Origin of the sequence: Pseudomonas sp. B21-010 (assembly GCF_024749325.1) — a bacterium.
GTDB classification, from domain to species: Bacteria; Pseudomonadota; Gammaproteobacteria; order Pseudomonadales; family Pseudomonadaceae; genus Aquipseudomonas; species Aquipseudomonas kilonensis.
Genome location: NZ_CP087198.1, coordinates 5,884,525 through 5,898,333 on the forward strand (window position 1 = coordinate 5,884,525; position 13,809 = coordinate 5,898,333).

13 protein-coding genes are annotated in these 13,809 nt (G+C 62.4%); 5 read left to right on the plus strand and 8 right to left on the minus strand.

The features are described 5' to 3' along the window. Positions 1-5: 5 nt before the first annotated feature. The 7 genes from LOY50_RS26315 to bioB form a co-directional block, all read right to left on the minus strand. Positions 6-1,811 carry a phenylacyl-CoA dehydrogenase gene (locus LOY50_RS26315; protein WP_253469988.1) on the minus strand — a complete coding sequence of 602 codons (1,806 nt, stop codon included), beginning with the start codon at positions 1,809-1,811 and terminating at the stop codon, positions 6-8. Positions 1,812-2,087: 276 nt separating this feature from the next. Then, positions 2,088-2,384 (minus strand): pyrroloquinoline quinone biosynthesis protein PqqE, encoded by a 297-nt coding sequence (locus LOY50_RS26320; RefSeq protein WP_214509874.1) that lies wholly within the window; start codon positions 2,382-2,384, stop codon positions 2,088-2,090. A gap of 121 nt (positions 2,385-2,505) precedes the next feature. Next, complete coding sequence (gene bioD, locus LOY50_RS26325; RefSeq protein ID WP_253469991.1) at positions 2,506-3,186, minus strand: dethiobiotin synthase; 681 nt, start codon at positions 3,184-3,186, stop codon at positions 2,506-2,508. Beyond that, on the minus strand, positions 3,183-3,995 hold the full coding sequence (bioC, locus tag LOY50_RS26330) for a malonyl-ACP O-methyltransferase BioC (protein ID WP_258689554.1): 813 nt from the start codon (positions 3,993-3,995) through the stop codon (positions 3,183-3,185). The genes bioD and bioC overlap by 4 nt, the downstream gene beginning before the upstream one ends. Then, positions 3,988-4,719 (minus strand): alpha/beta fold hydrolase, encoded by a 732-nt coding sequence (locus tag LOY50_RS26335; protein WP_258689555.1) that lies wholly within the window; start codon positions 4,717-4,719, stop codon positions 3,988-3,990. Before LOY50_RS26335 ends, bioC begins: the two co-directional genes overlap by 8 nt. Further along, entirely contained in the window at positions 4,712-5,890 is a 1,179-nt protein-coding gene (gene bioF / locus LOY50_RS26340) for an 8-amino-7-oxononanoate synthase (protein ID WP_057449651.1), read from the minus strand. Before bioF ends, LOY50_RS26335 begins: the two co-directional genes overlap by 8 nt. 162 nt (positions 5,891-6,052) lie before the next feature. Further along, on the minus strand, positions 6,053-7,108 hold the full coding sequence (gene bioB / locus LOY50_RS26345) for a biotin synthase BioB (RefSeq protein ID WP_063324077.1): 1,056 nt from the start codon (positions 7,106-7,108) through the stop codon (positions 6,053-6,055). 90 nt (positions 7,109-7,198) lie between these two features. Here bioB and LOY50_RS26350 point away from each other — a divergent pair, with 90 nt between their 5' ends. The 5 genes from LOY50_RS26350 to rarD all read left to right on the plus strand — a co-directional run bounded on the left by LOY50_RS26350 (position 7,199) and on the right by rarD (position 12,961). Continuing rightward, positions 7,199-7,939, plus strand: coding sequence for a ComF family protein (locus LOY50_RS26350; protein WP_258689556.1), 741 nt, complete (start codon positions 7,199-7,201; stop codon positions 7,937-7,939). Between the two features lie 58 nt (positions 7,940-7,997). Then, positions 7,998-8,762: a TOBE domain-containing protein gene (locus tag LOY50_RS26355; protein WP_258689557.1), complete on the plus strand. Its 765-nt coding sequence runs from the start codon at positions 7,998-8,000 to the stop codon at positions 8,760-8,762. Between the two features lie 66 nt (positions 8,763-8,828). After that, entirely contained in the window at positions 8,829-10,730 is a 1,902-nt protein-coding gene (locus tag LOY50_RS26360) for a PhoX family phosphatase (protein ID WP_214509882.1), read from the plus strand. Positions 10,731-10,893: 163 nt separating this feature from the next. Then, entirely contained in the window at positions 10,894-11,868 is a 975-nt protein-coding gene (locus tag LOY50_RS26365) for a serine/threonine protein kinase (protein WP_003206247.1), read from the plus strand. Positions 11,869-12,073: 205 nt separating this feature from the next. Then, positions 12,074-12,961: an EamA family transporter RarD gene (gene rarD, locus LOY50_RS26370; RefSeq protein ID WP_253470010.1), complete on the plus strand. Its 888-nt coding sequence runs from the start codon at positions 12,074-12,076 to the stop codon at positions 12,959-12,961. A gap of 217 nt (positions 12,962-13,178) precedes the next feature. On the opposite strand, the gene LOY50_RS26375 is transcribed toward rarD, so the two are convergent. Continuing rightward, a complete protein-coding gene (locus tag LOY50_RS26375) occupies positions 13,179-13,697 on the minus strand; it encodes a glycine cleavage system protein R (protein ID WP_253470013.1) in 519 nt (172 codons plus the stop codon). Between the last annotated feature and the right edge of the window lie 112 nt (positions 13,698-13,809).

Consider the following 13,809-nt stretch of genomic DNA (forward strand, 5'->3'; position numbering starts at 1 on the left):
GAGGCTTAGTAGCCCAGCGCGAAGTCCTCTTCCTTCATGTCCATCAGGTTGTTGGCGCCCGACAGCATGGTTGCCACGTGGGTACGGGTACGCGGCAGGATGCGCTGGAAGTAGAAGCGCGCGGTCTGCAGCTTGGCGGTGTAGAAGGCTTCTTCAGTGGTGCCGGCTGCGAGTTTTTCCGCCGCAAGGCGCGCCATGTCGGCCCAGAAATAGGCCAGGCAGGCGTAACCGGAGTACATCAGGTAGTCCACCGATGCCGCGCCGACTTCTTCGCGATCCTTCATGGCCGCCATACCGACCTTCATGGTCAGCTCGCCCCATTCCTTGTTCAGCGCAACCAGGGGTTCTACGAACTCCTTGATCGCGTCGTTGCCTTCGTTGCCCTGGCAGAACTTGTGGACGATCTTGGTGAAGCCCTTGAGTGCCTCGCCCTGGGTCATCAGCACTTTACGGCCCAGCAAGTCGAGGGCCTGGATGCCGGTGGTGCCTTCGTACAGCATCGAGATACGGCTGTCGCGAACGTTCTGCTCCATGCCCCACTCGGCGATGAAGCCGTGGCCACCATAGATCTGCACGCCGTGGTTGGCCGATTCGAAGCCGACTTCGGTCATGAAGGCCTTGGCGATCGGCGTCATGAATGCCAGCAGTGCATCGGCTTTTTTCTTCTCTTCTTCATCCACGCCGTACTTGACGATGTCGACCTGCTTGGCGGTGAAGTAGACCATCGCCCGGTTACCCTCGGCGAAAGCCTTCATGGTCAGCAGCATGCGACGCACGTCAGGGTGAACGATGATCGGGTCAGCGGCCTTGTCTGGCGCTTTCGGGCCAGTCAGGGAACGCATTTGCAAACGATCGCGGGCATATTTCAGGCCGCCCTGGAAACCGATCTCGGCGTGGGCCAGGCCTTGCAGTGCGGTACCCAGGCGTGCGGTGTTCATGAAGGTGAACATGCAGTTCAGGCCTTTATTCGCCGGGCCGATCAGGTAACCGGTGGCCGCGTCGAAGTTCATCACGCAGGTGGCGTTGCCGTGGATACCCATCTTGTGTTCCAGGGAACCGCAGCTCACCGCGTTGCGCTGGCCGATGGAGCCGTCGGCGTTAGGCAGGAACTTGGGAACGATGAACAGCGAAATGCCCTTGGTACCCGCCGGTGCGTCCGGCAGGCGCGCCAGCACAATGTGGACGATGTTGTCGGCCATGTCGTGTTCGCCGGCCGAAATGAAGATCTTCGTACCGGAAACCTTGTAGGAACCGTCGGCCTGAGGCTCGGCCTTGGTGCGCAGCATGCCCAGGTCGGTGCCGCAGTGTGGCTCGGTCAGGCACATGGTGCCGGTCCATTCGCCGGAAACCAGCTTGGTCAGGTAAGCCTCTTGCTGTTCGGGCGTACCGTGCTCGGAAATCGTGTTCATCGCGCCATGGGACAGGCCCGGGTACATGCCCCACGACCAGTTGGCTTCACCGACCATCTCGCTGACCGCCAGGCCCAGGGATTCCGGCAGGCCTTGACCACCGTGCTCGACGTCGTGGGCCAGGCTTGGCCAGCCGCCTTCGACGAATTGCTTGTAGGCTTCCTTGAAACCCGTTGGGGTCTTCACCCCGGACTCGCTCCAGGTGCAACCTTCGATGTCGCCCACGCGGTTCAGCGGCGCCAGCACCTGCTCACAAAACTTGGCGCCTTCTTCGAGAATGGCGTCAACCATGTCCGGAGTTGCGTCCTGGCAAGCCGGTAGGCTCTGATAATGCGCTTCATAGCCAAGCAGTTCGTCACGAACGAAGCGAATATCACGCAAGGGGGCCTTGTAGTCAGGCATAGCGATAAACCTCTGCTGATGTAACCGGGAATGAACGACCGCGTGGATTTGTTGTAGCGGTCAAACAGTTGTTTGAAACATACGTTTACGCCCAAATCTTGTCAAGCGCCGATCTTTTGCCGTTCGTCATCAGCCTGAGAAAAATGCCGGACACGGGAAATCCATCGCGCTGAAGAATCCGCGATGCGCGTAGGAAAAGATTAGTTGAGCAATAAGACGTTAGAGACAAGAACGCCGCGAATAATCGCGGCGTTTTCGTAAATCTGAAGGGCAGGATCAGGCGAAGGTATCGATCAACGTACCAAGCATTTCGTCGGATGCCTTGGCGACGTTAACACCCAGTTGCACCTGGAACTTGCCTTGGGACAGTTCAACCATGTTGCTGGCCAGGTCCGACTGCTGACTACGATCCACTGACCGCAGGCGATCAACCTGGACTTCGGACGACTGGCTGGTGACCGAACGCTCGATCGTATTGTTGGCGATCTGGCTGGAGGCCTGATCGACGCGGTTCTGCCCTGTCTGAATCGTGCTCAGACCGGCATAGAACGCGGTACTTCCTGAGATTTCCATGGCAGAGCTCGTCTTCTTGAAGGGTCGACAATGGCCATTGAAGCAGAACCCCAAGGAAAAGGCCCGACAAAAACACTAATGGCACAGTGCCTTGTCATAGTGAAAACCTTCCCTTGGATGATTAATCCAGCAGATCCAGGTGCAGATGCGCGGCCACGATATCGGCAGTGATGCCTTTGACCCTCGGTACTCGCCCCAGGCAAGGCGCCGGGAGGCGTTCGGCCAGGGTGGCGAGGTTTTCTTCCAGGCGCGAGGTCTTGGGGTCGATGATATTCGCCACCCAACCGGCCAGTTGCAGACCGTCCCGGGCGATGGCCTCGGCGGTCAGCAGCGCATGGCTGATGCACCCCAGGCGCACGCCCACCACCAGGATCACCGGCAGGCCCAGGGCCATTGCCAGGTCCGAAAGATTATCCTGATTGGCCAACGGCACACGCCAGCCGCCCGCGCCCTCTATCAAGGTGAAATCGGCCTCCAAGGCCAGCACCTCACGCATCGGCCCCAGCAAGGATTGCACCGTCAGCGCCACACCGGCTTCCCGGGCGGCCAGGTGCGGCGCAATGGCCGGCTCGAATGCCAGCGGATTGACCTGGGCATACTCAAGCGGCACCGAACACTCGGCCAGCAGCGCCAGGGCATCGGCATTGCGCAGGCCCTTGGGCGTGACCTCGCAACCGGAGGCCACGGGCTTGCCGGCGGCGGTGCTCATACCGGCCTGTCGCGCGGCGTGCAGCAGGCCTGCCGCGACGGTGGTCTTGCCCACGTCGGTGTCAGTGCCGGCAATGAAATAGGCCTGGCTCATAGCGGTTTCTCCAAAACGGCGTAGACCACCTGGTAAGTCGCCGGCAGTCCCTGCGCCTGACGAAACTGCTCATAGGCTTCAACCAGCGCCAGGATCCGCGCCCTGCCGGTCAAGCCGCCGGGGCGACCGGGGTTCAGATTGTGGGCGCCCAAGGCTTTCAATTCGTGAGTCAGACTGCGCACGTCGGGGTAATGCAACACATGGGGACGGTTTTCCAGACTGACGACATTCAGCCCACTGTCCGTGCAAAGGTGTTGATACGTCTCGAACCCACGGAAACGGTTGACGTGTACCAAGCCATCCACCTGACGCCAACTGTCGCGCAATTCGTACAAAGTGCCTACGCAGAGGCTGGTGAAGGCAAACACCCCACCCGGTTTCAACACACGATGGGCCTCGCTCAGCACCGCGGTAAAATCCGCACACCACTGCACCGCCAGGCTGGAGAACACCAGGTCACAGCTCGCCGCTTGCAAAGGCAACCGCTCAGCATCACCAGCGACAAAATGTGCCGCGCCACCTTGGGGACGCGCATGGTTGAGCATGCCTTCGGCGATATCCAGGGCCAATCCGTTTGTCTCACCGAAACGCGCGCCCAGCGCCCGGGTGAAATAGCCAGTGCCGCAGCCCAGGTCCAGCCAACGATGTGGGATGAACGAAGACGGTAAGCGCCCGAGCAACTGTTGGCCCACGTCGCGCTGCAGTTCGGCCACGCTGTCATAGCTGGTTGCCGCCCGGGAAAACGAAGCCGCTACCTGGCGCTTGTCGGGCAAGGCACCGGGCAATTTGGGAAGAGACAGATCAGTCATCGCCGGACTCATGCAAAAAAGCCTGGATCGCCGCCGCTACACCGTGCGGGTCTTCCAGAAGGAATCCGTGGCCGGCCTGTTCGATCAGGCCGATTTCGACATCCGGCAGCAAGACCAGCAATTCACCCGCGGCTTCGGCCGGTACCAGGGCGTCAAGCCCGGCAAACAAATGCAGTTGCGGGCCGCGAAAGCGCTGCAACGCGGCGCGTGTGTCCAGTTGCGCCAGCACTTCAAGCCCAGCCATCAAGACCTCGGGTGAAGTACTCGGCGCCCCGGCCAACAACAACCGCGACAACCCGCGTGGGTCGCTGCAGCCCTGGGCACACAACAAACTGAAGCGTTTGAGGGTCTGGCGTGGGTCGGCCGCACAGCCGGCGAGAAAACCATCGAAGGTTTCTCCATCCATCGCGCTCGGCCATTGCTCATGGGCGACAAAGGACGGATTGCTCGCCAGGGTCAGCAAGCCGCAGCAGCGCTCACCCCGACGCGCCGCCAGCGCCGAGGCCAGCATGCCGCCGAGGGACCAACCGCCCAGCCAGGCGTCCTGGGGCACGGTGGCGTCCAATTCTTCGAGCCATTCATCCGGATCGTTCGATAGCAGCGCCGGCAACGGTTCGATTTCCACCCGCAAGTGTTCGTCGAGCCCTTGCAACGCCGCCGCCAGCGGCTCCAGCGGTGAAACGCCCAAGCCCCAGCCCGGCAGCAATATCAGTCGATCACGCATCGCTTGGCTCCGGTCCCAACAGGGCAAAACACTCGGCCAGTGCATTCAACAACAGCTGCACCTGAGCCTCGCTGTGGGCGGCGGTCAGTGTTACGCGCAAACGGGCGCTGCCGGCCGGTACGGTGGGTGGGCGGATCGCCGTAACCATCAGCCCGCGCTCACGCAGCATTTGCGACAAACGCATGGCCCGTCCCGCATCGCCAATCAGGATCGGCTGGATCGGCGTGAAGCTGTCCATCAATTGCAGGCCGATCTGCTCGGCGCCCTGGCGGAACTGACGAATCAGCACCTGCAAGTGCTCGCGCCGCCAATGCTCGCTGCGCAGCAGCTCAAGGCTCTTGAGCGTGGCGCAGGCCAGGGCCGGCGGTTGGCTGGTGGTGTAGATGTAGGGGCGAGCGAACTGGATCAGGCTTTCGATCAGTTCTTCACTGCCGGCGACAAAAGCCCCGGCGGTGCCAAAGGCCTTGCCCAGGGTGCCCACCAGCACCGGCACGTCATCCTGGCTCAAGCCAAAATGCTCGACGATACCGCCGCCATGGGCCCCCAGTGGACCGAAGCCGTGGGCATCGTCGACCATCAGCCAGGCGCCCTTGGCCTTGGCTTCACGGGCCAGGGCCGGCAGGTCGGCAATGTCGCCGTCCATGCTGAACACGCCGTCGGTGACCACCAGGGTATTGCCGGTGGCTTTCTCCAGGCGGCTGGCCAAACTCTGGGCATCGTTGTGCAGGTAACGGTTGAAACGCGCACCGGACAACAGCCCGGCATCGAGCAGCGAAGCATGGTTGAGGCGGTCTTCCAGCACCGTGTCGCCCTGCCCCACCAGCGCGGTGACCGCGCCGAGGTTGGCCATGTAGCCGGTGGTGAACAGCAACGCCCGTGGACGGCCGGTCAGGTCGGCCAAGGCTTCCTCCAGGGCGTGATGAGGACTGCTGTGGCCGATCACCAAATGGGAGGCGCCACCACCGACACCCCAACGGAGCGCCCCGGCGCGCCAGGCTTCGATCACTTGCGGGTGATTGGCCAGGCCCAGGTAATCGTTGTTGCAGAACGCCAGCAACGGCTGGCCGTCCACCACCACTTCCGGGCCCTGCGGGCTTTCGAGCAGCGGGCGCTGGCGATAGAGGTTGTCGGCACGACGGGCAGCCAGGCGTGCGGCGAGATCGAAGGGCATGCAGGCCTCAACTGTTTAAAGACTGGCCAAAGCCCCTTGTGGGAGCGAGCTTGCTCGCGATGAGGCCATTACATTCAACATTTCTGTCGGCTGTTATACCGTCATCGCGAGCAAGCTCGCTCCCACAGGGTCTTGCATTCCAATCCGGGAATCGGTGAGTGGTCAAACAGCGGCGTTATAGAACTGCTCGCTGCTCTTCTGCTCCACCAGCGCCTGTTCAATCGCCGCCTGGTGCACTTCGTCGGCATGTTCTTCGCGGGCTTCGGGCTGGATGCCCAGGCGTGCGAACAACTGCATGTCCTTGTCGGCTTGCGGGTTGGCGGTGGTCAACAGCTTGTCGCCGTAGAAAATCGAGTTCGCACCGGCCAGGAACGCCAGGGACTGCATTTGCTCGTTCATCGCTTCACGGCCGGCGGACAGGCGCACATGGGACTGGGGCATCATGATCCGCGCCACGGCGAGCATGCGGATGAAATCGAATGGATCGACGTCCTCGGCATTCTCCAACGGCGTGCCGGCGACTTTGACCAACATGTTGATCGGCACCGATTCCGGGTGCTCCGGCAGGTTCGCCAGTTGGATCAGCAGGTTCGCGCGGTCGTCCAGGGACTCGCCCATGCCGAGGATGCCGCCGGAGCAGATCTTCATCCCCGAATCACGTACATAGGCCAGGGTTTGCAGGCGCTCGCTGTAGGTGCGGGTGGTGATGATGCTGCCGTAGAACTCCGGCGAGGTGTCAAGGTTGTGGTTGTAGTAGTCCAGGCCGGCCTGGGCCAGCGCTTCGGTCTGTTCCTGGTCGAGGCGGCCCAGGGTCATGCAGGTTTCCAGCCCCATGGCCTTCACACCCTTGACCATTTCCAGCACATACGGCATGTCCTTGGCCGACGGATGCTTCCAGGCCGCGCCCATGCAGAAACGGGTCGAACCGATGGCCTTGGCCCGTGCAGCCTCTTCGAGGACCTTCTGCACTTCGAGCAATTTCTCTTTATCCAGGCCGGTGTTGTAGTGACCGGACTGCGGACAATATTTGCAATCTTCCGGGCACGCGCCGGTCTTGATCGACAGCAACGTGGAAACCTGGACGCGGTTGGCGTCGAAGTGCGCGCGGTGCACGGTCTGCGCCTGGAACAGCAGGTCATTGAATGGCTGGACGAAGAGTGCTTTGACTTCGGCCAAAGACCAGTCATGACGCAGGTTGGCAGTGGTGCTGGCGCTCATGGGCATTTCCTTGATTATGCTTGGCTGGCGCCTGGGGCATGGAATACCCACAGGCGCGACACGGATGTTCGGCATATTTAAGGAAGAGTCATGCGCTGTCAACCACGATACAAAGGACCGGTTTACATCTGGTTAAAAAATAAACAATTTTGCCTGCTGTGCGGCGAAAGCACCGATACGCCGCAGCCTATCTGCACCCCCTGTGAAAGCGAGCTGCCCTGGCTCGGTGATCAATGCAGCGTCTGCGCCTTGCCGCTGCCCATGGCCGGATTGCGGTGCGGACAATGCACCTCGCGACCGCCGGCCTTCGAACGGGTCCTGGCGCCCTGGGCCTACGACTTCCCGGTGGACAGCCTGATCACCCGTTTCAAGCATCAGGCGAAATGGCCCCTGGGCCGGCTGCTGGGCGAACTGCTGGCGCAGTCGCTGCAACATCATTTCGACGAAGGGCTGGAACGGCCCGACGCACTGGTACCGGTGCCACTGGCGACCCGCCGTTTGCGCCAGCGCGGTTTCAACCAGGCAGCGCTGCTGGCCCGCTGGCTCAGTGGGCCGTTGGCGATCCCTTGCGAAGAGAACCTGCTGCGACGCACCCAGGACACCCCCGCCCAACAGGCCCTCGATGCCAGGGCTCGGCGGCGAAACCTGCGCCAGGCCTTTGCCCTCGCGCCCCAGGCTGCGTTGCACAACCGTCACTTGGCGTTGGTCGACGACGTGCTCACCACGGGCGCCACCGCCCAGGCACTGGCTGCCCTGCTGCTCGACGCCGGCGCTGCGCGGGTCGATGTGTACTGCCTGGCGCGCACGCCGAAACCCGGAGAGTCGGCTTGACGGGCCGCGCCCAAGGCGCCAACGTCCGCTCATCGACCTTTGCACGCAGTTTTCCGTCATGTCCTTGCCCACGCTTCTGACCCAGCACATCGTTCGGCGACCACAACGCATCGCCCTGCTACAGCACATCGCCGAACAAGGCTCGATCACCCGCGCCGCCAAGAGCGCGGGCCTGAGCTACAAGGCGGCGTGGGATGCCATCGATGAGTTGAACAACCTGGCGGACCAACCGTTGGTGGAGCGCAGTGTTGGCGGCAAGGGCGGTGGCGGCGCCAAGTTGTCGGAGGAAGGCCAACGCGTGTTGCGCCTGTATCTGCGCCTGCAAGCACTGCAGACGCAACTGTTGGAAGCAAGCGAGGACGCCGGCGACCTGGGCCTGCTCAGTCGCCTGATGCTGCGCACCAGCGCCCGTAATCAATTGCATGGCAAGGTCCTGGGCATCGAGGCCCAGGGGCACAACGACCGGGTACGCCTGGAGCTGGCCCGGGGCCTGGTCATCGAAGCCCAGATCACCCACGACAGCACGCTGCGCCTGGAGCTGGATGTCGGCACCGACGTGGTGGCGCTGATCAAGGCTGGCTGGCTGGAATTGCACCCTGTCGAGCAAGCGGAAAAACCGGGGATCAATACGCTGCGCGGCATGATCGAACAGGTCGACGCCGCCGAAGACGGCCCCAGCGAAGTGCGCATCAGCCTGCCCAACGGCCAGACGCTGTGCGCCCTGGCCGACCCGCGTCAGTTGCTGAAGCAGAATCTGGAAGCCGGCTCCCCCGTACAAGTGACGTTTTCAGCGACAAATGTACTGCTCGGCACACCGCTGTAGCGTGCTGCAACAAAAGCTTCATCGACCCGCTTTAAGGTGACTGCCAAAACCAGCAGGGAGCCTGAGATGAGCCTATTAGAAGAAAACCAATCCACCGACCTGGAAAAGATCGTCGGCCTGAGCCGGCGCAGCTTCATCAGCGCCGGCGCCCTGTGCGGTGCGGCGATGTTCCTGGGCGGCAACCTGCTGAGCCGCAGCGTCCTGGCCGCCGCCGTGAGCGAAGGCAACAACCGCCTGCTGGGTTTCAACAGCATCGCCGCCGCCACGGCCGACACCATCACGTTGCCGCCCGGCTACAAATCCTCGGTGCTGATCAGTTGGGGCCAGCCGCTGCAGAAAAATGCACCGGCCTTCGATCCCAGTGGCAACGGCACCGCCCGCGCACAGGAAGTGCAGTTCGGCGACAACAATGACGGCATGAGCCTGTTCCCGTTCCCCGGCGACAACAACCGGGCGCTGATGGCGATCAACAACGAATACACCAACTACCGCTACCTCTTCCCCCACGGCGGCCAGCCGCAATCGGCCGAAGACGTGCACAAGGCCCAGGCCAGCGAAGGGGTGTCGGTGATCGAGGTCCAGCGTCGTCGCGGCCAGTGGCAGTTCGTCCAGGAATCGCGCTACAACCGCAGGATCCACGGCAACACGCCGATTCGCCTGCGCGGCCCGGCCGCCGGTCACGACCTGCTGAAAACCAGTGCCGACAAGAGCGGCAAGAAAGTATTGGGCACGTTCCAGAACTGCGCTAACGGCATGACGCCATGGGGCACGTACCTGACCTGCGAAGAAAACTTTACCGACTGCTTCGGCAGCAGCAAGTCCGACTTGCAGTTCGATGAAGCGCAAAAACGCTATGGCGCCACCGTCACCAGCCGCGAGATCAACTGGCACCTGTACGATCCGCGCTTCGACCTGGCAAAGAACCCCAACGAACTCAATCGCCACGGCTGGGTGGTGGAAATCGACCCGTTCGATCCGCAATCCACGCCGGTGAAACGCACCGCCCTGGGCCGTTTCAAACACGAAAACGCCGCCCTGGCGCAGACCAATGACGGTCGCGCCGTGGTGTACATGGGCGATGATGAACGCGGTGAGTTCATCTACAAATTCGTCAGCCGCGAGCGCATCAACCCGCGCAATGCCCAGGCCAACCGCAACCTGCTGGACCATGGCACCTTGTACGTGGCGCGCTTCGATGCCGGCGACGGCAACCCGGACCACCCCAAAGGCAAGGGCCAGTGGATCGAGTTGACCCACGGCAAGAACGGCCTCGACGCCAGCAGCGGCTTTGCCGACCAGGCCGAAGTGCTGATCCATGCGCGCCTGGCCGCCAGTGCCGTGGGCGCCACCCGCATGGACCGCCCTGAGTGGATCGTGGTCAGCCCGAAAGACGGTCAGGTCTATTGCACCCTGACCAACAACTCCAAGCGTGGCGAAGACGGCCAACCGGTAGACGGGCCAAACCCTCGGGCCAAGAACGTCTACGGGCAGATCCTGCGCTGGCGCACCGACCGCGACGACCACGCGTCAAAGACCTTCGACTGGGACCTGTTCGTGGTCGCCGGCAACCCGACGGTACACGCCGGCACGCCGAAAGCCGGGTCGTCCAACATCACCCCACAGAACATGTTCAACAGCCCCGATGGCCTGGGCTTCGACAAGGCCGGCCGGTTGTGGATCCTCACCGACGGTGACTCCAGCAACGCTGGGGACTTCGCCGGCATGGGCAACAACCAGATGCTCTGCGCCGACCCCAACAGTGGCGAAATCCGCCGCTTCATGGTCGGGCCGGTGGGCTGCGAAGTGACCGGGATCAGTTTCGCGCCAGACCAGAAGGCCTTGTTCGTCGGGATCCAGCATCCAGGGGAAAACGGCGGCTCGACCTTCCCTGAACACTTGCCCAACGGCAAGCCACGGTCTTCGGTGATGGTGATTACCCGTGAGGATGGCGGGGTCATCGGCGCCTGATCGGGCCCCATCGCGAGCAAGCTCGCTCCCACAGTGGATCCGACTATCCGTGTGGGAGCGAGCTTGCTCGCGATAGCTTCAGCACAGCCACCACCTATCTGTCTCTGTCTGCGCTACCATGCTGGGCCGGACGCGGCAGCCCTGCCGCTGCGCAGGAGTCAGCATGTCCCATCCGTTTGAAACCCTCACGCCCGACCTGGTACTCGATGCCGTTGAAAGCATCGGCTTTCTCAGCGACGCCCGCGTGTTGGCCCTCAACAGTTATGAGAACCGCGTCTACCAGGTCGGCATCGAAGATTCCGAGCCGCTGATCGCCAAGTTCTATCGCCCTCAGCGCTGGACCAACGAAGCGATCCTGGAAGAGCACAGCTTTACCTTTGAGCTGGCCGAATACGAAGTGCCCGTGGTCGCGCCGCTGATCCACAACGGCACCAGCCTGCACGAACACGCCGGGTTTCGTTTCACCCTGTTCCCCCGTCGCGGCGGCCGTGCACCGGAGCCGGGCAACCTCGATCAGCTCTATCGCCTGGGACAATTGCTCGGGCGCCTGCACGCAGTCGGGGCAACCCGTCCGTTCGAACATCGTGAAGCCCTGGGCGTGAAGAACTTCGGCCACGATTCACTGGCCACCGTGCTGGCAAGCGGCTTCGTCCCTCGTAGCCTGCTGCCGGCCTACGAGTCGGTCGCCCGGGACCTGCTCAAGCGCGTCGAAGAGGTCTACGCCGCCACGCCCCACCAGAACATCCGCATGCACGGCGATTGCCACCCGGGCAACATGATGTGCCGCGACGAGGTGTTCCACATCGTCGACCTGGACGACTGCCGCATGGGCCCAGCGGTGCAGGACTTGTGGATGATGCTCGCCGGCGATCGCCAGGAATGCCTGGGGCAATTGTCGGAACTGATGGACGGCTACCGTGAGTTCCACGACTTCGACCCGCGTGAACTGGCTCTGATCGAGCCACTGCGGGCACTGCGCCTGATGCACTACAGCGCCTGGCTGGCGCGGCGTTGGGACGACCCGGCGTTTCCGCGCAGCTTCCCGTGGTTCGGCAGCGAGCGCTACTGGGGCGACCAGGTGCTGGCATTGCGCGAGCAATTGGCAGCGCTCAATGAAGAGCCGTTGAAGCTGTTCTGACCCTACTGCTGGTCCCCCTGTGGGAGCGAGCTTGCTCGCGATGGCGATCGAACATTCGACACCTCTGTCGACTGACACACCGCTATCGCGAGCAAGCTCGCTCCCACACAAGGTTTGCGGTGAAACCCTTACAAAGGTTCACAGCACAACCAGACAAATCTCCTTACAATCACTCCTTTGTTAGCTGCCTAAGCAAGGATTCTGCATGCAAGCCGCCAACCCGCGTCGCGGGTACATCCTGGGCCTGAGTGCCTACATCATCTGGGGTCTGTTCCCGATCTACTTCAAGGCCATCGCCAGCGTGCCGTCGGTGGAAATCATCATCCACCGGGTACTGTGGTCGGCCTTGTTCGGCGCGGCGTTGCTGATGGTCTGGAAACACCCGGGCTGGTGGCGCGAACTGCGGGACAACCCACAGCGCCTGGCGATCCTCGCCCTGAGCGGGACACTGATCGCAGCCAACTGGCTGACCTATGTCTGGGCGGTGAACAACGAGCGCATGCTCGAAGCCAGCCTGGGTTACTACATCAACCCGCTGGTGAACGTACTGCTGGGCATGTTGATCCTCGGCGAGCGCCTGCGCCGCATGCAATGGCTGGCGGTGGGGTTGGCGGCGGTCGGTGTGGCGCAGCAGGTCTGGCAAGTGGGCAGCCTGCCGTGGGTGTCACTGGTGCTGGCGCTGACCTTCGGCTTCTACGGGTTGATCCGCAAGCAGGCACCGGTCAAGGCATTGCCGGGGCTGGTGGTGGAAACCTGGATGCTGGTGCCGATCGCCATCGCCTGGTTGCTGTTCAATCCCACGGCCACCAGTGCCCAGGCGGCATTCTGGACCACCTCCGAAGCCTGGTGGCTGGTGGCGGCCGGCCCCGTGACGCTGGTGCCATTGGTGTGTTTCAACGCCGCAACACGGCATTTGCCCTACACCACCATCGGTTTTCTCCAGTACATCGCGCCGACGCTGGTGCTGCTGCTCGCCGTGACGCTGTTCGGTGAGCACCTGTCGTCCAGCACACTGGTGGCGTTCCTGTTTATCTGGGCCGGGCTGGCGGTGTACAGCGTCGATGCCGTGATCAGCATGCGTCGGCGCAGCTGATCAAAAAACGCACAAACCTCTACAGGCCACGTCTGGCGTGGCCTGCGCTTATCCTTCCCAAGGTTATCCACAGCGTGATCCCCGCCGTTTGTGCACAAGCCCTTGAAAACTGGTGATTTTTTGATCATCGACCGCTAAGCTCCGGCGAGCCTGGGCTGGAGCCGGGTCTCTACAGGTTATCCACAGGCAGGCGCAGTTTTTCCTTGGATAACCTGCGTCACGCTTCGTCGCTGAGATTGAGTTCCACCATCAACTCATCGGCCAGGGTCTCCAGGCGTTCCTGCAACGTCTCCAGCGACAGGGTCAACGGCACTCCCAGGATCGCTTCGGCGTGGAACAGCAGCTCGCTGCTCATCGGCGCCGGCCGGACGTAGGTCACCAGACGCTCGACATTGACGCCCTGCTCGCTCAACAGCCGGGTGATGTCCCGCACGATGCCGGGACGGTCGTTGCCCACCAGCTCCATGGTGATGGGTTTCCAGGTGCAGGACTCCTCAAGGGCGCTTTCAGCGATCAACACGCGGATGTCGTGAGTCGATAGCCCCTGCAAGGCTTCGATCAGTTCCTCATGGACCTCGGCGGGGGCGCCGATTCGCAGGATCCCGGCAAACTGCCCAGCCAGGCGCGACATGCGGCTTTCCAACCAGTTACCACCATGCTCGGCGATGCAATCGGCAATGCGCTCGACCTGTCCGGGCTTGTCCGGGGCGAAAACAGTGATGACGAGGTGGTCCATGGCGCAGTCCTCTTGTTGTGGAACGGACAGTATAGGCAGCTGATCTGCGAGCAGACTGTGGCGTGGAGATTTATACCTCACCCCTGTGGGAGCAAAGCTTGCTCGCGATACA

What these genes read in the sequence shown, in the direction of transcription:
- bioB (WP_063324077.1), bottom strand. Translation starts at nt 7,108, where the DNA reads ATGAGCGCCAGCACCACTGCCAACCTGCGTCATGACTGGTCTTTGGCC.
- LOY50_RS26335 (WP_258689555.1), bottom strand. Translation starts at nt 4,719, where the DNA reads ATGCGTGATCGACTGATATTGCTGCCGGGCTGGGGCTTGGGCGTTTCA.
- rarD (WP_253470010.1), top strand. Translation starts at nt 12,074, where the DNA reads ATGCAAGCCGCCAACCCGCGTCGCGGGTACATCCTGGGCCTGAGTGCC.
- LOY50_RS26315 (WP_253469988.1), bottom strand. Translation starts at nt 1,811, where the DNA reads ATGCCTGACTACAAGGCCCCCTTGCGTGATATTCGCTTCGTTCGTGAC.
- LOY50_RS26375 (WP_253470013.1), bottom strand. Translation starts at nt 13,697, where the DNA reads ATGGACCACCTCGTCATCACTGTTTTCGCCCCGGACAAGCCCGGACAG.
- LOY50_RS26320 (WP_214509874.1), bottom strand. Translation starts at nt 2,384, where the DNA reads ATGGAAATCTCAGGAAGTACCGCGTTCTATGCCGGTCTGAGCACGATT.
- bioD (WP_253469991.1), bottom strand. Translation starts at nt 3,186, where the DNA reads ATGAGCCAGGCCTATTTCATTGCCGGCACTGACACCGACGTGGGCAAG.
- LOY50_RS26350 (WP_258689556.1), top strand. Translation starts at nt 7,199, where the DNA reads ATGCGCTGTCAACCACGATACAAAGGACCGGTTTACATCTGGTTAAAA.
- LOY50_RS26360 (WP_214509882.1), top strand. Translation starts at nt 8,829, where the DNA reads ATGAGCCTATTAGAAGAAAACCAATCCACCGACCTGGAAAAGATCGTC.
- LOY50_RS26355 (WP_258689557.1), top strand. Translation starts at nt 7,998, where the DNA reads ATGTCCTTGCCCACGCTTCTGACCCAGCACATCGTTCGGCGACCACAA.
- bioF (WP_057449651.1), bottom strand. Translation starts at nt 5,890, where the DNA reads ATGCCCTTCGATCTCGCCGCACGCCTGGCTGCCCGTCGTGCCGACAAC.
- bioC (WP_258689554.1), bottom strand. Translation starts at nt 3,995, where the DNA reads ATGACTGATCTGTCTCTTCCCAAATTGCCCGGTGCCTTGCCCGACAAG.
- LOY50_RS26365 (WP_003206247.1), top strand. Translation starts at nt 10,894, where the DNA reads ATGTCCCATCCGTTTGAAACCCTCACGCCCGACCTGGTACTCGATGCC.